Genomic DNA, 24339 nt, shown 5'->3' on the forward strand with positions numbered 1-24339 from the left:
TAGAGAAGAGTAGTTTACGGGAGCGTCAATCAGGGAGAAAATGCCGGTGACTGAGAGCATTTTTTTGACAGCAGTAAATGAATTCACCTCTTTAGCTGGCATCAGGACCATTCGGTTTTTGAATGTAAAGATGTTCCGGATCAATTCCGTTATCTTAGAACGAAGTGAACAGCTGTTTCTTTTTGGGCTGTTAACAAGGGTGGTACCGCGATATTCAACTCGTCCCTTTTTGGGGCGGGTTTTTTATTTTGGAAAAAAATGAGCAATCATTTGAAATAAAGGAGGAAACAGCATGCAGGAGCAACTGAAACAGCTTCAGTTAGAAGCACTTGAAAAAATACAAACAGCTAATGATTTAAAAAGCCTGAATGACATCCGTGTCTCATACTTAGGCAAAAAAGGACCGATTACAGAAGCGCTTCGCGGTATGGGAAAACTATCTGCAGAAGAGCGTCCGTTAATGGGTGCTCTTGCAAATGAGGTCCGCGAAAGCATTGCAACAAGCATTGCAGCAAAACAGGAGGGACTTGAGGAAGCTGCGGTTGAGGAAAAATTGGCAGCAGAAACAATCGATGTAACTCTTCCTGGACGCCCGGTCCGATCTGGAAACCATCATCCTATTACAGCTGTTATTGAGGAAATTGAAGATCTTTTCCTCGGAATGGGCTATTCAGTTGAAGAAGGCCCTGAAGTTGAAACGGATTATTTTAACTTTGAAGCATTGAACCTTCCTAAAGGACATCCTGCCCGGGATATGCAGGATTCATTCTACATTACAGATGAAACGCTGCTTCGTACACATACATCCCCTGTTCAGGCTAGAACGATGCAAAAGTATAAAGGGCAAGGTCCTGTTAAAATTATTTGTCCGGGTAAAGTGTACCGCCGCGACAACGATGATGCGACACATTCTCATCAATTCACTCAAATTGAAGGGTTAGTGATCGATGAAAACATCAGCATGAGCGATTTAAAAGGAACGCTGGAAGCCTTTGCTAAAAAGATGTTTGGTGAGGACAGAGAAATTCGTTTGCGCCCAAGTTTCTTCCCATTTACAGAGCCTTCAGTCGAGATTGATGTTTCATGCTTTGCATGCGGAGGACATGGATGCAATGTATGTAAGGGCACTGGCTGGATTGAAATTTTAGGTGCAGGAATGGTTCATCCGAACGTGCTTGAAATGGCTGGATTTGACTCGAAAAAATACAGCGGATTTGCATTTGGAATGGGACCTGAGCGCATTGCCATGCTGAAATACGGCATTGACGATATTCGCCACTATTACACAAATGATGTACGTTTCTTAAAACAATTTAAAAGAGCATAAAAGGAGGTTTACCGATGTTTGTTTCATATAAATGGCTGCAGAATTACGTTGATCTCAGCGGAATATCAGCAGAAGAACTGGCAGAAAAAATTACTAGAAGCGGGATAGAAGTAGAAGGTGTTGAAGCGCTGAACGAGGGTATGAGCGGTGTTGTCATCGGTCATGTGCTTGAAAAAGAACAACACCCTAATGCAGATAAACTGAACAAATGTTTAGTCGATGTCGGGGGAGAACTGCCTGTACAAATCATTTGCGGTGCTGCAAATGTCGATAAAGGCCAAAAAGTAGCAGTTGCAACTGTGGGTGCAGTTCTTCCTGGAAACTTTAAGATTAAAAAAGCGAAGCTTCGCGGTGAAGAATCAAACGGAATGATTTGTTCTCTTCAGGAGCTGGGAATTGAGTCAAAGCTTGTGGCAAAAGAATTTTCTGAAGGGATTTTTGTTTTCCCGAATGACGTTCAGCCAGGTGCAGATGCTCTAGCTGAGCTGAGCCGTGATGATCAGATTCTTGAACTGGGGTTAACTCCGAACCGTTCAGATTGCTTAAGCATGCTTGGTGTCGCACATGAGGTAGCGGCAATTTTAGGAAGAAGTGTCACATATCCTGATCTTACACATGAGGAAGCTTCTGAAAAGGCATCAGATTTTATTTCTGTAACCGTAGAGGCCAAAGAAGAGAATCCATTATATGTTGCTAAAGTGATCCGCAATGTACGAATTGCTCCATCACCTCTTTGGCTTCAAACAAGGTTAATGGCTGCAGGAATTCGTCCGCACAATAATGTTGTGGATATTACCAACTATGTATTAATCGAATACGGTCAGCCTTTGCATGCCTTTGACTATGACCGCTTAGGTTCAAAAGAAATTCTTGTTCGCCTTGCTGAAGCAGGGGAAGAAATCATCACATTAGATGGACAGAAACGTGTCCTTACTCCTGAACACCTTGTTATAACAAATGGGAAAGAGCCTGTTGCTCTAGCAGGCGTGATGGGCGGAGAAAATTCTGAAGTTCATTCAGATACAACAACGATCCTGCTTGAGTCTGCGTACTTCAACGGTCAAACCGTCCGCAAATCTTCCAAGGATCATGGGCTGCGCAGTGAAGCTAGTGCACGTTTTGAAAAGGGCGTTGATCCAAACCGTGTCTGCGCTGCAGCAGAACGTGCAGCACAATTAATGATGGAGCTTGCAGGCGGAGAAGTATTAAATGGATCTGCAGAAGTGAACTACTTAGAAGCAGAGCCTGCTGTTGTCAGCATTCATGTAGATAAAATCAACAAAGTGCTCGGCATGAACATTTCAGTAAATGAAATTCAGTCGATCTTCACTCGTCTTGGCTTTGAAGTAAAGGAAGATAACGGAACGTTTACGGTTACTGTTCCGACAAGACGCGGAGACATTACGATTGAAGAAGATTTAATTGAAGAAGTAGCAAGACTGTATGGCTATGATAATATTCCATCAACATTCCCGGTCAGCGCTTCTTCACCAGGCAGACTGACTGGATATCAGTCAAACCGCCGCAAAGCACGCCGTTATCTGGAAGGAGCAGGCTTGTACCAGGCGATTACGTATTCTTTAACAAGTGAAGAAAAAGCATCTCAATTTGCTCTTGAAGCATCAAATTATACTCGTCTTGCTATGCCGATGAGCGAAGAGCGAAGCGTCCTCCGCTTAAGCTTGGTTCCGCATTTGCTGGAAACACTGAAATACAATCTTGCTCGTCAAAATGACCAAGTAGCGCTTTATGAAATGAGTTCGGTTTTCATTTCAAATGGAGCAGACGAACAGCCTGTTGAAAAAGAACGACTAAGCGGTGCTGTTACTGGTTTGTGGCATTTAAATCAATGGCAGGGTGAAAAGAAGCTTGTTGATTTCTATGTAGTAAAAGGAATTCTTGATGGATTGTTTGATGTCCTTGGGCTGAAAGAGCAGATCACATACAAACAAGCTAAGCGCGATGGGCTGCATCCTGGTCGTACGGCAGAAGTCTTGCTAAATGGGATCACTGCCGGATTTATCGGCCAAGTTCATCCAAAGCTTCAAAAACAAATGGACCTAACTGAAACATATGTATTTGAACTTGCTTTACAGCAGCTGCTGAAGGCGAATCTGGAAGAATTAAAGTTTTCTGTGATCCCTCGTTTCCCTTCAATGACAAGGGATATTGCCCTTGTTGTTGACAGAGAAATTGTCGCAGGCGATCTTAAAGAAACGATTTCTGAAGCAGGCGGAAAGCTTCTAAAAGAAGTGTCTGTATTCGATCTATATGAAGGCGATAAACTGGAAGAAAATAAAAAGTCGCTCGCCTTCTCTCTGCGCTATTTCGACCCGGAGCGCACATTAACGGATGAAGAAGTAACGAAAGCTCATGAAAAAGTGCTTCGTGCAGTTGAAGAGAAATACGCAGCTGTGCTGAGAGGTTAATGAATGACATGAAAAGCAGTGAAATCTAATGAGATTTCACTGCTTTTTTGCATTCAGTTTTTCTCTGTAACGTCTCTGATAGACTGATAAAGTATGTCAGTCATCTCATCCAGTTCCTCTTTTGCAGCTGCAAGCGGCGGCATAAATACAATGACATTTCCCAGTGGTCTGAGGAGCATGCCGAGCTCTCTTGCACGTCTGCAGACTTTAACTCCCACCCTGTCCTTCCAATCAAACGGTTCGGCTGTATCCTTATCCCTCACTAATTCTATCCCGATCATAAATCCTTTTTGCCGAATATCACCCACGTGGGCTAATTGTGAAAAAGCTGTTAATTGACTTGCCAGATATTCTGACATGATCTCTACTTCCTGTATTAAATTCCGCTTCTCTATTAATTCAAGATTTGCAATGGCAGCAGCACATCCTAAAGGGTTTCCGGTGTAACTGTGGCCATGGAAAAACGTTTTTTGCTCCTCATAGTCTCCTAAAAATGCAGTGTAAATCTCTTCAGAAGCAACTGTAATTGCGACAGGAAGATATCCTCCTGTCAATCCTTTTCCGGCTGTTAAAAGATCAGGAGTTACATCCTCGTGCTCACATGCAAACATTTTCCCTGTTCTGCCAAACCCCGTAGCGACTTCATCCGCTATCATAAGAACCTCATATTTGGTACAAAGCTCTCTCACGCCTCTCAGGTAACCTTCAGGCATCACAATAATTCCGCTTGCACCTTGTACTATTGGTTCAATAATCAGAGCAGCAATTTCATCAGAACGTTGGGCCAACAGAGTCTCTAACTCTTTTAACAATTCATGAACGATGACAGTTTCAGAATTGCCGTATGGTGAACGGTATACCGTTGGATAAGGAATTTTAACGCAGTCAAAAAGCAGGGATGAATAGGCTTTATGAAACAGGTCGATGGCTCCCACTGAAACCGCGCCAATCGTATCTCCATGATATGCTTCTTTCATAGTGATAAATTGTCTCTTAGTTTCTTTTCCTTTATGCTGCCAGTATTGAAAGGCCATTTTAACAGCAATCTCTACAGAAGTTGCACCTGAGTCTGAATAAAACACTTTGCTGAGGCCATCAGGCATAAGTTTAATGATTTTTTCAGCCAAAAGAATGGCAGGAACATTGGCCATTCCAAGCAGGGTGGAGTGTGCTACTTTATCCAGCTGCTGAGTGATAGCTTCATTTAATTCTCTTACATTGTGGCCGTGCACATTTAACCAGATGGAAGAGACGCCATCCCAATATTCTTTGCCGTTTACATCAATTAGTTTTAGGCCATTTCCTTCAGCGATAATAACAGGCTGATCCTCTATGTACTCTTTCATTTGGGTAAAAGGATGCCAAATATATTGCTTGTTCTTTGCTGCCAGTTCTTCGTAGGTGATTTCAGCGAGTTCCGGACTTTTATACATGGTTTGCCCCCTTTAAGAATATTGTTATAACTCTATCGTATCGACAGTAAACAATATATGTCAACCAAAAAATAATTAAGTTGACATATATATTTTGCTGCAGATAAAATGAAGACAAATAGAAGGAAAGGAAGAAAAAGGATGAAGCGTTCGCTGTCGGTTTATTCCATTTCAGTTGTATCAATGTTTGCAGCTTTAACAGCAGTAGGAGCATTTATTAAAATACCAATGCCGGTTATTCCATTTACATTGCAGATTCTATTTGTCTACCTTGCAGGTGCTTTGCTGGGCAGTAAGCTTGGATCAATGAGTCAATGTCTTTATATTGCAATCGGACTTTCCGGACTGCCGGTATTTTCAAACGGTGGAGGGCTTTCCTATATTTTTCAGCCGACATTCGGTTATTTAATGGGATTTGCTGCCGCCAGTTTTGTCATTGGCTATATCCTTGAGAGATGCAATCAGCCGAAGCTGAAGCATTTTCTGTTCGCCCATTTTACTGGTCTTATCATTGTTTATTTGTTCGGCGTAGGCTATTTATATCTCTCGTTAAACACTTGGATTGGAACAGGGATTTCTTTTGGTGCAGCATTTTACAGCGGTTTTTTGCTGAGTATATTCGGCGACTTGCTTCTTTGTTTTGGAGCATCGCTATTAGCATTAAGATTGTATAAATCTGTGCGCAGGCCGTTAGAAAAAGGTCAAGTATCCTATTTTGGGACAGCTAAAGGATGAGCGGAGTATTTGTTACAGGCACAGACACAGGCATTGGCAAAACGTTTGTAACGGCGTATTTACTGGGAATTCTTCAGCGTTCCGGTATAAAAGCCGTACCGTACAAACCAGTTCAAAGTGGCGGAAGGCGGGAGGAGGGCATTCTTGTCGCAGAGGATATTGAAGAATATCGTCTGGCTGCAAATCTGCCCTACCAGCAAGATGAGCTTTGTACATACTGTCTGGAAGAACCCGTGTCACCCCATTTAGCCGCAAAAATATCAGGTGTTAAAATCGATAAGAACCGTTTGGTCAATCAATATCTAAAGCTTCAAAAGGAAAATGATCTTGTGATCGTAGAAGGTGCAGGCGGTCTCGCAGTTCCTCTTGCTGAAAATGAAGATGCAATCTATTTAACGAAAGATCTTATTAGAGATCTCGACATTCCTGTCCTGATTGTCACTCATCCCTCGCTTGGAACGATAAATCATTCTTTGCTGACAGCAGAATATGCAAAGAAAAATGATATAACCATTCTTGGATTTATCATCAACAATGTGTCTGAGAAAGAGTCTTTAATGGAACAGGACAATGTGCGGATGATTGAAATCTTGAGCGGGGTGCCTGTGATTGGGAAAATTCCATACTCGAAGGGAAAGTTTGAAAGTCTATTAAATAGAGAGTCTCTTATTTCATTGGAACAAATCGTGAAAAAACAGCGGCAAAATCATTGAGATTTTGCCGCTGTTTTTATTAGGTTTCATCTATCCTTTTTTCTTGCAGCCAATTTTTTTGCTTTGTCTGTATTGGCAAAATGAAACTTTGTTAAGCTTTTTAATGTGCTTTCTCCTTTTTTCACAATGATTGCTGCTGCAGCTTCGTCAACCTTCGCTCCAGCACCTTTGGGAAGTGTCATGCCGGCTTTTTCAGACAGACGATCCATTTCCTTAAGGAAGGCGTATCTTGCCAAAATAGAAGCAGCTGCAACCGCAAGGTGTATTCCTTCTGCTTTTGTGCTGAAAAAAGTATTTTCTTTACGGTAGGAATTTCCGCTAAGATGCTTGAAATAGATGGAAGGCTCTGCAAATTGATCGATCAGCACAGCTTCCGGCACTTCCGGCTCAATTTTGTCGTAAAGTTTGTTGATTGCCTGATTATGAAGGATGGCCTTCATTTTCCCTTGTGACATCCCAGTGCTCTGCAGCTGATTGTATTTTTCATTATGCAGGACTAGCAGACTGTAGGGTACGATAGATAGCAGATTTTTGGCAATGGCTGTAATTTGTTTATCATTTAAATGCTTCGAATCTTTTACGCCTAATTCCTGAAGCAGCGGAATCTGCTCTTTTTTCACATAGGCTGCAACCACGGTAATCGGGCCGAAGAAATCACCGGTTCCGACTTCATCCGATCCTATGATGGAGAGAGTGGATATGTTCGCCGGCGGACTAAAAACAGTAAGTGGCTTCGAAGGTTTCTTAGTAGTCTTTTGCTCTGGCTTAGACCACTTTTCTGCTTCTTCCGCTGCCAGATTACCCTGAAACAGAACTTTTCCTGACTTATAGGCAGTAATGGTACATCCATTTGATTTAGCAGTAAACACAGCACCCGGCGGGAGCTTTGAGCCCAAATCCGAAGAGTAATAGGATTTCATTTTCAGGATGGTCGGCTGATCGATTTTAATAACGGCATTGGACAAGAGATGACACCTCTTTTAAAATAATAATTGATACTAGATATTGATTGGCATTATCTTTCCATTATACTAGATATCATGTTATGATAAAGATTAGGATTCTCAAGAATGGAGGATTTTTCGTTGGATAACCACTCAAAAAAGAAAACGACAGTTGATATATATGGACAGCAATTTTCAATAGTAGGCACGGAAAGCACAAGTCATGTGCGCCTGGTGGCTTCTATTGTTGATGATAAAATGCGTGAAATCGGCAGCAAAAGTCCTAATCTTGATATTAATAAGCTGGCAGTCTTAACTGCAGTGAATGTTGTGCATGACTATTTAAAATTAAGAGATGAATTTGAAAAACTAGAGAAACAAATCATAGAAAAGGATTGACGCGGTAAATGCTTGATATTGCACTTTTCATCATCCTGGCAATGGGCCTGTTAGTCGGATTAAAACGCGGCTTTATTCTTCAATTCATACATCTTACTGGGTTTATCATCGCCTATATTGTAGCATATAAATACTTTGGTGTTTTGGCGCCAAAGTTAGAGCTGTGGGTTCCATACCCAACGCTTGGCGAGAGCGGATCGGCTATTTCCTTTTTTACAGGCGGAAATCTTGAAGATGCTTACTATAGAGCCGTAGCGTTTGTCATTTTATTTATCGGCACAAAGATCTTGCTGCAAGTAGTAGGATCTATGCTTGATTTTGTTACATACCTTCCAATTCTTAAACAGCTGAATAAATGGGCTGGCGCCATTTTAGGATTTCTTGAAATCTATTTAATTCTTTTTATCTTGCTGTTTATTGGCGGGCTGCTTCCGGTTCCGGAAGTACAGTCAGCAATGGGGGATTCAGGACTTGCAAAAGTAATCGTTCATCACACGCCGTATTTTTCTGATAAAGTTCAGGAATTATGGCTGCAATATGCACCGAATTAACTTCTCCTCCAATTAGGAGAAGTTTTTTTGGTAAAAAGCCCTTTATCTCTTCTGTTGTACTTTTGCAGAAATAATTTGTATCATTTTAAATGAACCAAAATAGATGGAAAAACGACTTGACCCGAGGTGAAGGAAACAATGAGCGTACATAAAAAAGATGTGATTAAATTACTTGAGTATATAGCTGTACACATGGAACTAAAAGGAGAAAATCCATTTAAGATTGCTGCTTTCCGCAAAGCTGCCAATGCACTCGAAACAGATGAGCGGAGCTTGTCTTCAATTGAGGATTTTACAAAAATCGCAGGAATCGGAAAAGGAACAGCTGCGGTTATCACTGAGTTTATTCAAGCAGGCAAATCTGAAACTCTGGAGCAGCTTCAGTCAGAAGTTCCGCAAGGGCTGATTCCATTGTTGAAACTCCCAGGACTTGGAGGCAAAAAAATTGCAAAGCTTTATAAAGAGCTTGGGGTAACGGACGTTGATTCTCTAAAAAAAGCTTGTCTTGAAGAAAAGGTTCAGAGTCTTGCCGGATTCGGGAAAAAAACAGAAGAAAAAATTCTTGCTGCGATTGCTGAAATTGGAACGCGTCCTGAAAGGCTGCCGTTATCATTTGCTCTGCCGATTGCAGAGGAAATTGAGACGTATTTGGAATCGTGTGAAGAGGTTCAAAAGTACAGCAGGGCAGGCAGTCTCAGGCGAATGAGAGAGACCGTCAAAGATTTGGATTTTATTATCGCAACGGAACACCCCCAGTATGTCAGAGATCAGCTCATAAAAATCCCTAATCTCTCTGAAATCATTGCAAACGGAGACACAAAGGTCTCTGTTCAGCTGCAATATGAATATGAAATCGGTGTAGATTTTCGTTTAGTTACTCTTGATGAATTTGCTACCACACTTCATCATTTTACCGGTTCAAAGGATCACAACGTAAAAATGCGGCAGCTTGCAAAGGAACGCGGCGAAAAAATAAGCGAATATGGTGTGGAAAATAGTGAGACAGGTGAAATCACAACTTTTTCAACAGAAGAAGAATTTTACGCTCACTTTGATCTTCCTTTCTTTCCGCCTGAAATCCGGGAAGACGGGACAGAAGTAGAAAAATACCTGAAGGATACCAAGCTGATATCTGCCGATGATATAAAAGGCGATCTTCATATGCACTCAACTTGGAGCGATGGAGCTTTTACAATCAGTGAAATGGCAGAAGCGTGCAGAATGCGCGGGTATGAGTATATGGCTATTACGGATCATTCCCAGTATCTTAAAGTGGCAAATGGCCTGACTCCTGAACGATTGAAAGCTCAGCGGGATGAGATTGACAAATTAAATGAACAATATGAGGATTTTAAAATCTTTGCAGGAGTTGAAATGGACATTCTGCCGGATGGCACTCTTGATTATGATGATGAAGTATTAGAAGGCATGGACTTTGTCATTGCATCCATTCATTCCAGCTTTTCTCAATCACAGGATATCATTATGCAGCGACTGAAGACGGCTCTTGAAAGTCATCATGTGGATATGATCGCACACCCTACAGGCAGGCTGATAGGCAAGAGAAACGGATATGAGCCGAATGTTGAGATGCTGATTCAGCTTGCAAAAGAAACGAATACTGTTTTAGAGCTGAATGCAAATCCGAACAGACTGGATTTAAGTGCTGAGCACATTAAAAAAGCACATGAATCAGGTGTAAAACTTGCAATTAATACAGATGCACATAATATAGACATGCTTGAAGATATGAAAACAGGTGTTTCAACAGCAATTAAAGGATGGGTGAAAGCAGAAAACGTAATCAATACTTGGGATCTGAATCAACTGCAATCCTTTTTTAACAGGCATAATAAGTAGCCTAAACGACAGCAAGGAGGCTGTATACCGTGCAGCAGCGTGTGTTTAAAGTATTAGAATTCAATAAAGTGAAAGAACAGCTTCTAAAGCATATATCTTCTTCTTTAGCAAAGGAAAAAGTAGAGAAGCTTGTTCCATCCACTGATTATGATGAGGTAAGGAAATGGCAGGAGCAGACTGATGAGGCTTCAAAAGTCCTAAGGCTGAAAGGAAATGCTCCCCTAGGCGGTCTCGTTGATATTCGCCAAAGCATTAAACGGTCTCAAATCGGCGGAATGCTGAATCCGCATGAGCTGATGGAGATTGCCGGAACTCTTTATGCAGGCAAGCACATGAAAAGGTTTATTGAGGACATGGTGGAAAATGGAATCGACATCCCCCATTTGGACGGATTCGCGGCTGAAATTCAGCCACTGCAGGAGTTAGAACAGCACATTCTTCACTGTATTGGTGATAATGGAGAGGTTCTGGACGGAGCAAGCGATGCTCTTCGTTCAATCCGGACATCATTAAGAACAACAGAGTCCAGGGTTAGAGAAAAGCTTGAGTCGATGATCCGATCCTCATCTGCTCAAAAAATGCTATCTGACGCGATTATTACCATACGTAATGACAGGTATGTGATTCCTGTTAAGCAGGAATACCGTTCAGCATACGGCGGTATTGTCCATGATCAGTCTTCATCAGGGGCAACCTTATTCATCGAGCCTCAGGCAGTGGTTGACTTAAACAATACGCTTCAGCAGGCGCGCATGAAAGAGAAAATCGAAATTGACCGCATTTTAACAGAAATTACTGTGAAAGTGGCTGAAGAAGCTGATCCTCTTTTGATTAATGTGGAAGCCCTGAGCGAAATGGATTTTATGTTTACGAAAGCAGCGTACGCGAAAAAAATAAAAGCTTCAAAGCCAGAAATGAATAACAGCGGAAGAATTAAGCTGTTTAAAGCAAGACATCCGCTTTTGAATGCCGAAGAAGTTGTCGCAAATGACATTGAACTTGGCAGGGAGTTTACGACAATTGTTATAACAGGTCCGAATACAGGCGGAAAAACAGTAACCCTTAAAACGGTCGGTCTTTTTACATTGATGGCGCAATCCGGCCTGCAGATTCCATCTCTTGACGGTTCTGAAATGGCTGTATTTGAAAATGTATATGCTGATATAGGAGACGAACAGTCAATTGAACAAAGCTTAAGTACGTTTTCTTCTCACATGGTAAACATTGTTGATATTTTAAAACGCGTTGACAATAACAGCCTCGTCCTATTCGATGAGCTGGGTGCAGGAACAGATCCGCAGGAAGGCGCTGCACTTGCCATCTCCATTTTGGATGAAGTTCATCATCGCGGGGCAAGAGTGATCGCCACAACGCATTATCCTGAACTGAAAGCTTATGGATATAACCGTGAAGGTGTTGTCAATGCAAGTGTTGAATTCAATATTGAAACATTAAGCCCGACTTATAAGCTTTTAATCGGCGTTCCCGGCCGAAGCAATGCATTTGAAATTTCAAAGCGGCTAGGTCTTATGCAAACTGTCATAGACCGAGCAAAATCTCATATGAGTACTGAGAGCAATGAAGTAGATTCAATGATTGCCTCGCTTGAAGAGAGCAAAAAACGCTCTGACACAGAGCTTACTGAAGCAGAACAGCTGCGTAAAGATGCAGAAAAGCTTCATTCAGAGCTGCAAAATCAAATTCTTTCTTTTAACGAAGAACGCGATAAGCTTTACGAACAGGCAGAAAAGAAAGCGGCAGAAAAAGTGGAAGCTGCAAAAGCGGAAGCAGACTCCATTATCCGTGAATTAAGAAAGATGCAAAAAGAACACCGGACAGGTATTAAAGAACATGAATTAATCGAAGCCAAAAAACGTCTTGAAGAAGCGGTGCCTGAGTTTGAAAAAAGCAGCAAGCAGCCGAAGAGCAAGCCGCAGAAGCATCAGTATGCAGAAGGCGATGAAGTGAAAGTCATCAGCTTCAACCAAAAAGGGCATCTTCTGTCAAAAGTAGGCGACCAAGAATGGCAGGTGCAGATCGGCATTCTGAAAATGAAGGTGAAAGAAGATGATCTGCAGTACATCAGCAGACCTAAGCCTGTTGAAACCAAGCCTCTTGCAATGGTAAAAGGCAAGGATTATCATGTCTCCCTCGAACTTGATTTAAGAGGTGAACGGTATGAAAATGCTCTCCTCAGAGTAGAAAAATATATGGACGATGCTGTGCTCGCCGGCTATCCAAGAATTTCAATTATTCACGGCAAAGGGACTGGAGCACTTCGAACAGGAGTGCAGGAATACTTGAAAAAGCATAGAAACGTTAAGAGCACCCGGTACGGGGAATCCGGCGAGGGCGGTTCAGGCGTTACGATTGTTGAATTAAAATAATCGAATTATGGGAGATAAGAAATGAATCAATTTTGGGAGAATGAATTCGTTCAGACAGCAGCGTATTTTAGCGTAGTCATCTTATGCATTGTTGTGTTTTTGACCATTTTTGAACTGGTGACGAAATATAATAACTGGGAAGAAATTCAAAAAGGGAATCTTGCAGTTGCAATGACGACGGGCGGAAAGATATTTGGAATTGCCAATGTGTTCCGTTTTTCAATTGGGCAGCATGATACCCTTCTTGAGATGGTTGGCTGGGGAATGTTTGGCTTCATATTATTGCTTTTAGGCTATTTTATCTATGAGTTTTTAACGCCTAAATTCAGAATAGATGATGAAATTCAAAATGACAATCGTGCGGTAGGCTTTATTTCAATGGTGATTTCAATTGGTCTATCTTACGTTATCGGCGCAGGCATTTAAGGGGAGAAAACAGTGGAAACATTAGCAAAAGTACTGCTTGGAGTATGCGGTTTGTTTATTGTAATAGGCATTATCTTTATGGTTTTTTTCGCTTGAAAAATTTAATAGTATGAAGAAAATCCGGATTTCATGACATGAATCCGGATTTTTTTTAATAAGATAAGTATAAAGTTCTTCGCATTGATGGCAAGCGGATGCGCCCAATTCCTCGGCCAGAACAAAGCCGCGGGAAAAGTCAAACCCGGACTTTCCTGCCGGATTCTTATCTGTCATGACTGAGCTAAACGGGCGCTTGCGCTTTCATTAATCTATTTAAAATAATTAAAAAACATTCTATATTCTGAATATATCTTTGATATACTTTCTTTATAAGCCAAAAGTCATAATGGCAACAAAGGGAGGAAATGAAATGGAAGTTCAAAAACCTTGGCTTCATCTATATCCTGAAGAAATACCTCATTATGCTGAAATTGACAACAAGCCTCTTCAATCTTATCTCGCACAAGCAGCACAAGAATTTCCGACAAAAACAGCTATTCACTTTTTAGGCAAGGAACTGACTTTTACAGAGATTTATGAACAATCTTTAAAACTTGCAGGCTACCTCCAGGAACTTGGATTAAAGAAAGACGAAAGAGTATCCATTATGCTCCCGAATTGTCCACAGGCAGTGATTGCTTACTATGGAATCTTATTTGCGGGAGGTATTGTCGTTCAAACAAATCCGCTGTACATGGAAAGGGAGCTTGAGTATCAACTGAATGATTCTGATGCGAAATACATCATTACGCTTGATCTCCTTTACCCAAGAGTCTCAAAAATGAAAGCGCTGACAAGCATTGAGCATATTATTGCGACAAGCATAAAAGATTATCTCCCTTTCCCGAAAAATCTTCTGTACCCGTTTGTGCAGAAAAAGCAAAATCAAATCGTGGTAAAAATAGAGCACAGCGGACACACGCATTTATTCAAAGAAATCATGAAACGGCAGCACACTTCTATTGAGGAAATAGAAACAAATCCTAAAGAGGACATTGCCTTGCTGCAGTATACAGGAGGTACAACCGGTTTTCCAAAAGGAGTTATGCTGACGCATGAAAATCTGGTTGCAAATACGTCCATGTGCTCATCCTGGATGTATAAATGTAAACGCGGAGAAGAATCCGTGCTTGGCATATTGCCGTTTTTCCATGTTTACGGGATGACAGCGGTTATGAATCTATCGATTATGCAAGGTTTTAAAATGATCCTGCTCCCCAAATTCGATGCGACAGATACGCTTAAAGCTATTGATAAATTAAAACCGACCCTATTCCCGGGAGCTCCTACTATTTATATTGCATTACTAAATCATCCGGATCTGAAAAACTATGATCTTTCATCCGTGGAATCGTGTATAAGCGGATCAGCTCCTCTTCCGGCAGAAGTTCAGGAGAAGTTCGAGCGCGAAACTGGCGGTAAGCTTGTGGAAGGATACGGCTTGTCAGAAGCATCCCCTGTTACGCACTCCAACTTCATCTGGTCGCACCGGAAAAAAGGAAGCATCGGTGTGCCTTGGCCTAATACAGACTCTATTATTCTGTCTTTTGAAACAGGCAAGCAGGCAGAATACAATGAGCTTGGAGAAATTGCTGTGAGAGGTCCGCAGGTTATGAAAGGGTATTGGAAAAAACAAGAGGAAACTGATGCCGTATTAAGAGACGGCTGGCTTTTAACCGGTGACATTGGATATATGGACGAAGAAGGATATTTCTATATCGTTGACCGGAAAAAAGATATGATTATCGCCGGGGGATTCAACATTTATCCGCGTGAAATCGAAGAGGTTTTATATGAGCACGAAAAAGTGCAGGAAGTAGTAGTAGCCGGTATTCCCGATCCTTACCGGGGAGAAACGGTAAAGGCATATATCGTTTTAAAAGAAGGGGCTGTGGCGACAGAGCAGGAATTTGATGAATTTGCCCGCAAACATATGGCAGCTTACAAGATCCCAAAAATCTATGAATTCCGCAAAGAGCTGCCAAAAACAGCAGTCGGAAAAATTTTGAGGCGCTCACTTGTAGAAGAAGAAAAAGAAAAACTGAAAAATGCCAATTAATCAGAAAACCATTTATATAAATGGCCTTATTCAATAAAATGAAGAGCAATAAGAATAAAAAATAGAAAAGAACCATCTCTTCCTATTGCTGAGAGGGTTCTTTTCATCTATTATGATGAAGATAGATAAATCATCTTTCTTCTTGACAGATGGATGATGTAATTTTATGATTGAAATATGAATGATGATTCATTCATTCATTTTGAAGGGACGATTTGATATTGAAACAGAAAAGACCAAAATATCTCCAAATTATAGATGCAGCTGTCATTGTCATCGCTGAAAACGGCTATCATCATGCACAGGTTTCAAAGATTGCCAAGCAGGCGGGAGTCGCAGACGGAACCATTTATCTTTATTTTAAGAATAAAGAAGACATCCTGATTTCCTTGTTTCAGGAAAAAATGGGCGTATTTATCGAAAAAATCCAACAAGAAATAGCAGGAAAGGACACGGCGGCGGAGAAGTTATACATGTTGATAGAAAAACATTTTTCTCTTTTAGCTGAAGATCATCATCTTGCCATCGTTACCCAGCTTGAACTCAGGCAGTCAAATAAAGAATTGCGCCTGAGAATCAACGAGGTTCTGAAAGGATATTTAAATATTCTTGATTCGATTATTCAAACAGGAAAAGAAACATCCGAATTCAGTGAAGCCCTGGATATACGCTTAGCGAGGCAGATGATATTTGGAACCATTGATGAAACGGTGACAACATGGGTCATGAATGATCAGAAATTTGATTTAACTGCACTTGCAGGAAGCGTTCATGAACTCATGATCAAAGGCTGCGGAAGGGTTTAAGAAAACCCTTCCTGACGTAATAGTTTTAATACATAAGGAGGCCTGAGCTGTGAGTTATTTAAATGTTAAAGTAGAAGATTATGTTGCGGTCGTAACCATTCACCAACCTCCCGCAAATGCCCTTTCATCTTATGTTTTGAAAGAGCTTTCATCCCTTATGGATGAGTTTGAAGCAAATAATAAAGTCAGGGTCATTGTCATTAATGGCGAGGGACGATTCTTCTCTGCAGGGGCTGACATAAAGGAATTTGTTTCAGTGCCGAATGGTGCAGAGTTCTCTAAGCTTGCTGCAAACGGACAGGAACTTTTTGAGAGAATTGAAACATTTTCAAAACCTGTCATCGCGTCAATTCATGGTGCTGCTCTAGGCGGGGGCCTTGAGCTTGCAATGAGCTGCCATGTAAGACTTGTCACTGAGAATGCAAAGCTTGGGCTGCCTGAGCTTCAGCTTGGACTTATTCCAGGCTTCTCAGGGTCGCAGCGTCTTCCCAAGTATGTTGGAGAAGCAAAAGCTCTTGAAATGCTGCTGACAAGTGAACCGATTTCAGGAGCAGAGGCAGTCAAGTACGGTCTTGCCAACCATGCTTTTGCAGAAGAATCCTTATTAGATGAAACGATGAAGCTTGCAAAGAAATTTGCTGCGAAAAGTCCGATATCTGTCAGTGCAGCCATTGATTTAATCAATGCTTCTAAAACCCTTCCGTATCATGATCGGGTGAAAAAAGAAGCGGGCTATTTCGGGACTGTATTTGAAAGCGCAGATGCAAAAGAAGGAATCAGTGCTTTTCTTGAGAAAAGACAGCCTCAGTTTAAAGGCGAATAAATTATTGATAAAACGTTCCTGACGTTTTTTCTATACAACTAAATTGAATGCTTAACGTAAATAGGGGGATGGACATGAATATTTATGTAATCATGAAAAAAACGTTTGATACGGAAGAAAAAATAACGCTTCAAAACGGCAAAATCAATGAAGATGGCGCAGAATTCATTATTAATCCTTATGATGAATATGCCATTGAAGAAGCAATTCAGATCCGCGATGCAAACAGCGGTGAAGTAACAGTAGTGACAATCGGCGGTGAAGAATCTGAAAAAGAATTGCGTACAGCACTTGCTATGGGGTGTGACAAGGCTGTGTTAATTAATACGGAAGACGACCTTGAAGATGGAGATCAATTTACAACCTCTAAAATTCTTGCTGAGTACTTCAAGGATAAAGATGCAGATCTTATCATAGGAGGAAATGTGGCGATTGATGGCGGATCCGGACAAGTAGGACCTCGTCTGGCTGAACTTCTGAATATTCCTTATGTAACAACGATTACAAAGCTTGAGATTGACGGAAACAAAGCAACAGTCGTCCGCGATGTTGAAGGTGATTCAGAAGTAATTGAAACAACATTGCCGCTGCTTGTAACAGCACAGCAGGGATTGAATGAGCCGCGTTACCCATCTTTGCCGGGTATTATGAAAGCAAAGAAAAAGCCTTTAGAAGAATTGGAACTGGATGATCTCGATCTTGAAGAAGATGACGTTGAACCTAAAACAAAGACAATCGAAATTTATATGCCGCCTAAAAAAGAAGCGGGTAAAGTACTTCAGGGCGATCTGGATGCACAAGTGAAGGAATTAGTATCACTTCTTCGCAACGAAGCAAAAGTAATCTAAGTATTTACCTAAAAGTGAATTTTTCAATCAAACGTATAACAGGGGGACTTTATAATGGCAAGAAAAGTACTGGTATTGGGAGAAGTACGCGATCAATCATTGCGCAATGTTTCTTTTGAAGCAATTGCTGCAGGTAAAACGATTTCTGAAGGCGGCGAGGTTTCAGCCGTTTTAGTAGGAGACAGCGTTGCATCGTTAGCTGAAGAAATGATTCATTATGGCGCAGACCGTGTCATTACAGTTGAAGATGAGAAATTGAAAACGTATACACCTGACGGCTATTCACAGGCATTGCTTGCCGTTATCGAAGCAGAAAAACCGGAAGGTCTTGTTTTCGGGCATACAGCTCTTGGAAAAGACTTATCGCCAAAAATCGCTGCTAAGATTGGATCCGGTCTTATTTCAGATGCTACAGATTTAGAAAGTGCAGGCGGAAATGTCGTTTTCACCCGTCCGATCTATTCAGGAAAAGCTTTCGAGAAAAAGATTGTGACAGACGGAACAATTTTTGCAACAATCAGACCAAATAACATTGCTCCGCTTGAAAAAGATGAAACAAGAACAGGTGAAGTTTCTTCTGTTACCGCAGAGATCAAAGATCTTCGCACAATCGTAAAAGAAGTGGTGCGTAAAGCAACAGAAGGCGTGGATCTTTCTGAAGCTAAAGTCATTGTAGCCGGCGGACGCGGAGTAAAAAGCACAGAAGGCTTTAATCCGCTGAAGGAACTATCAGATGTTCTCGGCGGAGCAGTTGGAGCTTCCCGCGGTGCCTGCGATGCTGATTATTGCGACTACTCCCTGCAAATCGGCCAAACAGGAAAAGTGGTAACTCCTGATCTATACATTGCATGCGGTATTTCTGGAGCAATCCAGCATTTAGCCGGAATGTCTAACTCAAAGATTATTGTAGCAATTAATAAAGATCCTGAAGCAAACATTTTCAAAGTAGCCGATTATGGAATTGTAGGAGATTTATTTGAAGTTGTTCCTATGTTAACAGAAGAGTTTAAAAAATTAAAAGTTCATTCATAATCTAATTTTCATAAAAACACGCACTTAGGGCGTGTTTTTAATTTGAATGAAAAAATGTTTTTCATCACAAAGTAAGGGAAAAGGAATAGTGAGCAAAAAATTAGCAGGTCACATTCTTTAATGCTATACTTTAGGCATCACTTGAACAATTAGGAGGAAAATATAATGGCAATTACTAATGTAACAGATCAAACCTTTACAACTGAAACTAGCGAAGGTGTCGTTCTGGCAGACTTTTGGGCTCCTTGGTGCGGACCTTGTAAAATGATTGCACCAGTTCTTGAAGAGCTTGATCAGGAACTAGGCGATAAAGTGAAAATCGTTAAGCTTGATGTTGATGAAAACCAAGAAACTGCAGGCAAATACGGCGTTATGAGTATTCCTACATTGCTTGTTTTCAAAAATGGCGAAGTTGTTGACAAAACAGTCGGCTTCCAGCCTAAAGAAGCATTAGCAGAACTATTAAATAAACACGCATAATAAAAATGAGATCCGGTTTATCCGGATCTTTTTTTTATTTTTGAAGACAGGACAGCTGCCAAAAAAATTGTCAATTATTGCTCAGGAAATGATTTGGCGCCTTGGAGGCAAGGTAAGGCACCCATGGAGGTAAAGAAAAGACTCCGGCGCTCTAAAATGGTACAATAAAAGGAATAACTAGTCGTAATTAATCGATATTTATTCTGCGCTTAACTTCAGGGAAACGGAGTGTCCGCTATGGAACAACTAATAAAAGAAAAGCTGGCACTTCTGCCAGATCAGCCGGGCTGTTATTTAATGAAAGACCGATTCGGAACCATTATCTATGTGGGAAAAGCAAAAGTGCTTAAAAACAGGGTTCGGTCTTACTTTACCGGCTCACATGACGGCAAGACACAAAGGCTTGTAAATGAAATCAAGGATTTTGAATATATCGTCACATCTTCGAACATCGAGGCGCTGATCTTAGAATTAAATCTAATTAAAAAGCATGATCCTAAATACAACGTTATGCTAAAGGATGATAAAACGTATCCATTTATTAAAATTACAGCTGAACGTCATCCGCGTCTTATTGTCACAAGGAATGTCAAAAAAGATAATGGAAAATACTTTGGTCCATATCCTAACGTACAGGCTGCGAGAGAGACGAAAAAGCTGCTGGACCGGCTATATCCGCTTAGAAAATGTTCAACGCTTCCAGACCGCGTTTGCCTTTATTATCATATGGGTCAGTGTCTGGCCCCGTGTGTCTATAAGGTGACACAAGAGCAAAACCGTCAAATGGTCGATGAGATGTCCCGTTTTTTAAAAGGCGGTTTCAAGCAGATTAAAGAAGAACTTTCAAAGAAGATGCTTGCTGCTGCTGAAAATTTGGATTTCGAACGGGCAAAGGAATATCGTGATTCCATCGCCCATATTGATGCAACCATGGAAAAACAGAAAATGGCGCTGAATGATTTTGTCGATCGTGATGTGTTTGGCTATTCCTATGATAAAGGATGGATGTGCGTTCAGGTTTTCTTCATCCGTCAGGGCAAATTGATAGAACGTGATATTGCTATGTTTCCGCTGTATCAGGAGCCAGAAGAAGAATTCTTAACATTTCTTGGCCAATTTTACTCCAAAAACAATCATATTCTGCCTAAAGAAATTCTGCTGCCTGAAAGTGTGGACCATGAAATGGCAGAGCAGCTTCTTCATGTTTCAGCCATTCACCCTAAGCGCGGAAAGAAAAAGGATCTTGTATTGCTTGCACACCAAAATGCCAAAATTGCTTTAAAAGAAAAATTTTCTCTCATCGAGCGTGATGAAGAAAGAACAATCAAAGCAATTGATCAGCTTGGTGAAAAAATGGGCATCTATACACCTGCAAGAATCGAAGCTTTTGATAATTCAAATATTCAAGGGACAGACCCTGTATCTGCAATGATTGTGTTTATAGATGGAAAGCCAGCCAAAAAAGAATACCGCAAGTACAAAATTAAAACAGTGCAGGGACCTGATGATTACGAATCTATGCGTGAAGTTGTCCGCAGAAGGTACACGCGGGTGTTGAAAGAGGAACTGCCTCTTCCAGATTTGATAATCATCGACGGAGGCAAGGGGCATCTGGCTGCAGCACAGGACGTTCTGGAAAATGAACTGGGTTTATCGATCCCTGTTGCAGGACTTGTGAAGGATGAGAAGCACCGGACCTCTAATTTAATGATCGGAAGTCCGCCAACTGTTATTGAACTTGAACGCAACAGCCAGGAGTTTTATCTGCTGCAGCGTATCCAGGATGAAGTGCATCGCTTTGCGATTACTTTTCACAGACAGACAAGAGGAAAAACAGCCTTTCAATCGATTTTGGATGATATACCGGGAGTAGGGGAAAAACGGCGCAAAACCCTGCTGAAGCATTTCGGATCCGTGAAAAAAATGAAAGATGCAAGCCTTGAGGAGCTGATTGCGGCAGGGATTCCGGCAAACATAGCACAGCTTATTGCAGCAAAATTGCAAGAATAGATTGCATAAAGTCAAATTCTTTGCTACAATTTTAACTAATTTCATAACCAGATCGTTTAGTTCGTTAAATGATGGTAGAGGTGCGAACTTCAAGAGTAGCCCTTCTGAGGAAAATGGATTCCTTTGAAGATGGGTGAAAGGGGAGAGTCGCCGAAGCAAATAAAGAGCCATTTCTTTCTTTTGCTGGTTTTGCGTTTAATAGACGTAAAATTGTCAAGAAGATGTATTTTTCTTGGAGCGCTATCTCATTGTATGAATGAAGTTTCATTATTCGTTTATGCAAGCAATGAGATAGGGAATCTCATTGCTTTTTTTGCGTTTTCTGAGATTCTCCCTTTTACCTGCTGACGATCAATATAACTGGAAAGGTGAGAGGCTGATATGGGTTTAGTTGTACAAAAATTTGGAGGCACATCTGTTGGATCTCCGGAAAAAATCATGAATGCTGCAAGAAGAGTAATCGAGGAAAAAAATAATGGGAATAATGTCGTTGTTGTTGTTTCAGCAATGGGGAAAACAACGGATCATTTAGTTACCCTGGCAGCGGAAATCACTCAAAAACCAAGCAAGCGCGAAATGGATATGCTGCTTTCAACTGGTGAACAAGTGACGATCTCTCTTTTGACTATGGCTCTTCAGGCACAAGGATACGATGCTGTTTCATACACAGGATGGCAGGCTGGCATAAAGACTGAAAATGTCCACAGCAATGCGAGAATTTCAGGGATTGATTCAGATAAAATCAATGAGCAGCTCCAAGCAGGAAAAGTTGTTGTCGTTGCAGGCTTTCAGGGACTTGCAGACGGACAGGAAATAACGACGCTCGGCCGCGGCGGTTCAGATACGACAGCTGTTGCATTGGCAGCTTCTCTTAAAGCAGATAAATGCGATATTTATACAGATGTAACAGGTGTATTTACGACAGATCCGCGTTTTGTAAAAAGTGCAAGAAAGTTAGACGGCATCTCATATGATGAAATGCTCGAGCTTGCTAATCTTGGCGCAGGTGTCCTTCACCCCCGTGCTGTTGAATTTGCAAAAAATTACGGAGTTCCTTTGGAAGTCAGATCAAGCTCAGAAAAAGAAAGAGGCACTTTAATTGAGGAGGAAACAAAGATGGAACAGAATTTAGTTGTAAGAGGAATTGCGTTTGAAGATCAAGTATCACGAATCACGGTTTGCGGATTGCCAAGCGGCCTCCTGACCCTGTCTACTATTTTCAAAACACTTGCAAGCCACGGGATTAATGTGGATATTATTATTCAAAGTTCGACAGACAGCAGCTTGGCCTCTCTCTCCTTTTCTGTGAAAACAGGTGATGTGGAAGAAACCGTTCATGTTCTTGAAACCTATCAATCCGAGCTTGGCTTTGAAAAAATAGAATCAGAAGGCGGTCTTTCAAAAGTCTCCATCGTCGGTTCTGGCATGGTCTCAAATCCGGGAGTGGCGGCAGAAATGTTCCATGTTCTTGCTCAAGAAGGTATTGAAGTGAAAATGGTCAGCACGTCTGAAATTAAAGTGTCAACTGTTATCAGCCATGAAGATATGGTGAAGGCGGTAGAAGCGCTGCATGATGCCTTTGAATTATCACAGCATCCTGCAGAAGTGCTGTAAATAAAATAAAAAAGGGGTGGGTATCATGAATACCCATCCCTTTAATCGTTGTCGAACTCCATGTCTTTGTAATCCCATTTCACTGTAAAGTGCACTTTATCCGCACGTTTTTTTACTTGTTCATAGGTTTCTGTTATCTGCTTGTTCATTCTCTGCACCTGCTGTGCCAGAAATCCCGCTTCAAGCTGAAAAGAAGGCTCTTTCATCGTTTTGAATCTTGTTTTGATCAGTTCGCCTTCAAGCTGAAATTCCATTTCATCTTTTTTCTTATGTACCAATGAAAGAGTTCCAAAGCCGGCTAATGAAAAGAAAGCAATAAGCTCTTCTATTGATTCAGCAGGATATTTGCGCGCAAGGCTTTTACCTGCCCAGTAAAGCATAGATGCGGATTCTCTACCGAGAATATCCGGAATGAGAACCTCTCTTAACAGCTCATAGGCGAATGCGGGCACTTGCATATCCCTCAGCTGCGTTATATCGATTTGTTCGCTGGTTTTTTTCACATTCTTCCCCTCTTTCTGCCTATATTATATATCAAGTAGGGCGGGTAAGAACATGCAATAAAAGTAAATTACAAGCTCCAAAACGGATGTGAAAGTATTTCAGGAAAATAAAAATAGGTGGAAAATAAGATTTGTCACAAAATTAAAATTTATGAACGCGTTTTCTTGACGCTGTAACTCGTTGGGAGTACAATAAATTTGTCACATTTTATCATACAATGTTTATTTTTAAAAAAGGTTGCCGGGAATAGGAGAAACATTAAAAAAAAGATTTTAAGATTACTAGGGGGTAATGTGAGATGGCTGGAAACAGAGAATATTTAAACCGCAGACTTCATTCTTTGCTTGGAGTTATCCCGGTTGGCGTCTTCTTAATTCAGCATCTTGTTGTAAATAACTTTGCAACAAGAGGAGAAGAAGCGTTTAATAATGCTGCACATTTTATGGAAAGCTTGCCATTTAGAGTTGTTCTGGAAACTTTTATTATATTCCTGCCGCTTTTATACCATGCGATCTATGGAATTTACATTGCGTTTACAGCTAAAAATAATGTAAGCAAGTTTGGCTACTTCCGTAACTGGATGTTTATGCTTCAAAGGATTACAGGCGTGATTACATTAATCTTTGTATCCTGGCATGTATGGGAAACAAGAATTGCAGCCGCATTTGGCGCCGAAGTGAATTTTGACATGATGGCCTCCATTTTCAGTAATCCATTCATGATTGTATTTTATGTTGTAGGTGTTGTTTCAACGATTTTCCACTTTGCAAACGGACTGTGGTCATTTGCTGTGAGCTGGGGAATTACTGTGACTCCAAGATCTCAGCTGATCTCAACTTATGTGACGATCGCACTTTTCCTGGCTTTATCTTACGTTGGAGTCAGTACTATTTTTGCATTTGTTTGATAGGTAATAGAAT

21 protein-coding genes, 1 riboswitch and 1 other annotated feature (1 of these 23 running past the window's edge) are annotated in these 24339 nt (G+C 41.1%); of the genes, 18 read left to right on the forward strand and 3 right to left on the reverse strand.

What is annotated here, in order from left to right; genetic code table 11:
• Positions 1–230 (forward strand) — a binding site (T-box leader) (it extends 13 nt beyond the left edge of the window).
• A gap of 62 nt (positions 231–292) precedes the next feature.
• Both pheS and pheT read left to right on the forward strand, forming a co-directional pair.
• A complete protein-coding gene (gene pheS / locus QFZ72_RS08405) occupies positions 293–1327 on the forward strand; it encodes a phenylalanine--tRNA ligase subunit alpha (protein WP_252201805.1) in 1035 nt (344 codons plus the stop codon).
• A 14-nt stretch (positions 1328–1341) separates the two neighbouring features.
• Entirely contained in the window at positions 1342–3756 is a 2415-nt protein-coding gene (gene pheT / locus QFZ72_RS08410) for a phenylalanine--tRNA ligase subunit beta (protein WP_307431819.1), read from the forward strand.
• Between the two features lie 53 nt (positions 3757–3809).
• Here pheT and bioA read toward each other — a convergent pair whose 3' ends face one another.
• Positions 3810–5189, reverse strand: a complete 1380-nt coding sequence (gene bioA / locus QFZ72_RS08415) for an adenosylmethionine--8-amino-7-oxononanoate transaminase (RefSeq protein WP_307431824.1) — start codon at positions 5187–5189, stop codon at positions 3810–3812.
• A 141-nt stretch (positions 5190–5330) separates the two neighbouring features.
• Between bioA and QFZ72_RS08420 the strand changes: the two genes are divergently transcribed.
• Together QFZ72_RS08420 and bioD are read left to right on the forward strand one after the other, a co-directional pair.
• Positions 5331–5924, forward strand: a complete 594-nt coding sequence (locus QFZ72_RS08420) for a biotin transporter BioY (RefSeq protein ID WP_307431826.1) — start codon at positions 5331–5333, stop codon at positions 5922–5924.
• On the forward strand, positions 5921–6637 hold the full coding sequence (gene bioD / locus QFZ72_RS08425) for a dethiobiotin synthase (RefSeq protein ID WP_307431829.1): 717 nt from the start codon (positions 5921–5923) through the stop codon (positions 6635–6637). The genes QFZ72_RS08420 and bioD overlap by 4 nt, the downstream gene beginning before the upstream one ends.
• Positions 6638–6663: 26 nt before the next feature.
• Here bioD and rnhC read toward each other — a convergent pair whose 3' ends face one another.
• Entirely contained in the window at positions 6664–7602 is a 939-nt protein-coding gene (gene rnhC / locus QFZ72_RS08430; RefSeq protein WP_307431831.1) for a ribonuclease HIII, read from the reverse strand.
• Positions 7603–7707: 105 nt separating this feature from the next.
• On the opposite strand from rnhC, the gene zapA reads away from it, so the two are divergent.
• The 13 genes from zapA to QFZ72_RS08495 all read left to right on the forward strand — a co-directional run bounded on the left by zapA (position 7708) and on the right by QFZ72_RS08495 (position 22915).
• Entirely contained in the window at positions 7708–7980 is a 273-nt protein-coding gene (gene zapA, locus QFZ72_RS08435; protein ID WP_373464451.1) for a cell division protein ZapA, read from the forward strand.
• Between the two features lie 8 nt (positions 7981–7988).
• Positions 7989–8531: a CvpA family protein gene (locus tag QFZ72_RS08440; RefSeq protein WP_223437092.1), complete on the forward strand. Its 543-nt coding sequence runs from the start codon at positions 7989–7991 to the stop codon at positions 8529–8531.
• Between the two features lie 138 nt (positions 8532–8669).
• The gene (polX, locus tag QFZ72_RS08445) at positions 8670–10391 is read left to right on the forward strand and encodes a DNA polymerase/3'-5' exonuclease PolX (protein WP_307431840.1); all 1722 of its coding nucleotides are present in this window, start codon (positions 8670–8672) and stop codon (positions 10389–10391) included.
• Between the two features lie 29 nt (positions 10392–10420).
• Positions 10421–12778 (forward strand): endonuclease MutS2, encoded by a 2358-nt coding sequence (locus tag QFZ72_RS08450; RefSeq protein ID WP_307431842.1) that lies wholly within the window; start codon positions 10421–10423, stop codon positions 12776–12778.
• Positions 12779–12799: 21 nt separating this feature from the next.
• The gene (locus QFZ72_RS08455; protein WP_307431844.1) at positions 12800–13204 is read left to right on the forward strand and encodes a DUF350 domain-containing protein; all 405 of its coding nucleotides are present in this window, start codon (positions 12800–12802) and stop codon (positions 13202–13204) included.
• A gap of 409 nt (positions 13205–13613) precedes the next feature.
• Positions 13614–15302: an AMP-binding protein gene (locus QFZ72_RS08460; protein ID WP_307431847.1), complete on the forward strand. Its 1689-nt coding sequence runs from the start codon at positions 13614–13616 to the stop codon at positions 15300–15302.
• A 221-nt stretch (positions 15303–15523) separates the two neighbouring features.
• Entirely contained in the window at positions 15524–16108 is a 585-nt protein-coding gene (locus QFZ72_RS08465; protein WP_307431849.1) for a fatty acid metabolism transcriptional regulator FadR, read from the forward strand.
• A 49-nt stretch (positions 16109–16157) separates the two neighbouring features.
• The gene (locus QFZ72_RS08470; RefSeq protein WP_307431852.1) at positions 16158–16931 is read left to right on the forward strand and encodes an enoyl-CoA hydratase; all 774 of its coding nucleotides are present in this window, start codon (positions 16158–16160) and stop codon (positions 16929–16931) included.
• A gap of 74 nt (positions 16932–17005) precedes the next feature.
• The gene (locus QFZ72_RS08475) at positions 17006–17779 is read left to right on the forward strand and encodes an electron transfer flavoprotein subunit beta/FixA family protein (protein ID WP_252201792.1); all 774 of its coding nucleotides are present in this window, start codon (positions 17006–17008) and stop codon (positions 17777–17779) included.
• Between the two features lie 54 nt (positions 17780–17833).
• Entirely contained in the window at positions 17834–18811 is a 978-nt protein-coding gene (locus QFZ72_RS08480) for an electron transfer flavoprotein subunit alpha/FixB family protein (RefSeq protein ID WP_307431857.1), read from the forward strand.
• 165 nt (positions 18812–18976) lie between these two features.
• Positions 18977–19291, forward strand: a complete 315-nt coding sequence (trxA, locus tag QFZ72_RS08485) for a thioredoxin (RefSeq protein WP_223437075.1) — start codon at positions 18977–18979, stop codon at positions 19289–19291.
• Positions 19292–19528: 237 nt separating this feature from the next.
• Entirely contained in the window at positions 19529–21301 is a 1773-nt protein-coding gene (gene uvrC / locus QFZ72_RS08490; RefSeq protein ID WP_307431860.1) for an excinuclease ABC subunit UvrC, read from the forward strand.
• A 67-nt stretch (positions 21302–21368) separates the two neighbouring features.
• Positions 21369–21552: riboswitch (Lysine riboswitch) on the forward strand.
• A 130-nt stretch (positions 21553–21682) separates the two neighbouring features.
• Entirely contained in the window at positions 21683–22915 is a 1233-nt protein-coding gene (locus QFZ72_RS08495) for an aspartate kinase (protein ID WP_307431863.1), read from the forward strand.
• 41 nt (positions 22916–22956) lie between these two features.
• Here QFZ72_RS08495 and QFZ72_RS08500 read toward each other — a convergent pair whose 3' ends face one another.
• The gene (locus QFZ72_RS08500; protein WP_307439660.1) at positions 22957–23373 is read right to left on the reverse strand and encodes a YslB family protein; all 417 of its coding nucleotides are present in this window, start codon (positions 23371–23373) and stop codon (positions 22957–22959) included.
• Positions 23374–23717: 344 nt separating this feature from the next.
• Between QFZ72_RS08500 and QFZ72_RS08505 the strand changes: the two genes are divergently transcribed.
• The gene (locus QFZ72_RS08505; RefSeq protein WP_307431865.1) at positions 23718–24326 is read left to right on the forward strand and encodes a succinate dehydrogenase cytochrome b558 subunit; all 609 of its coding nucleotides are present in this window, start codon (positions 23718–23720) and stop codon (positions 24324–24326) included.
• Positions 24327–24339 lie beyond the last annotated feature (13 nt).

Source organism: Bacillus sp. V2I10 (assembly GCF_030817055.1).
GTDB lineage: Bacteria > Bacillota > Bacilli > Bacillales > Bacillaceae > Bacillus_P.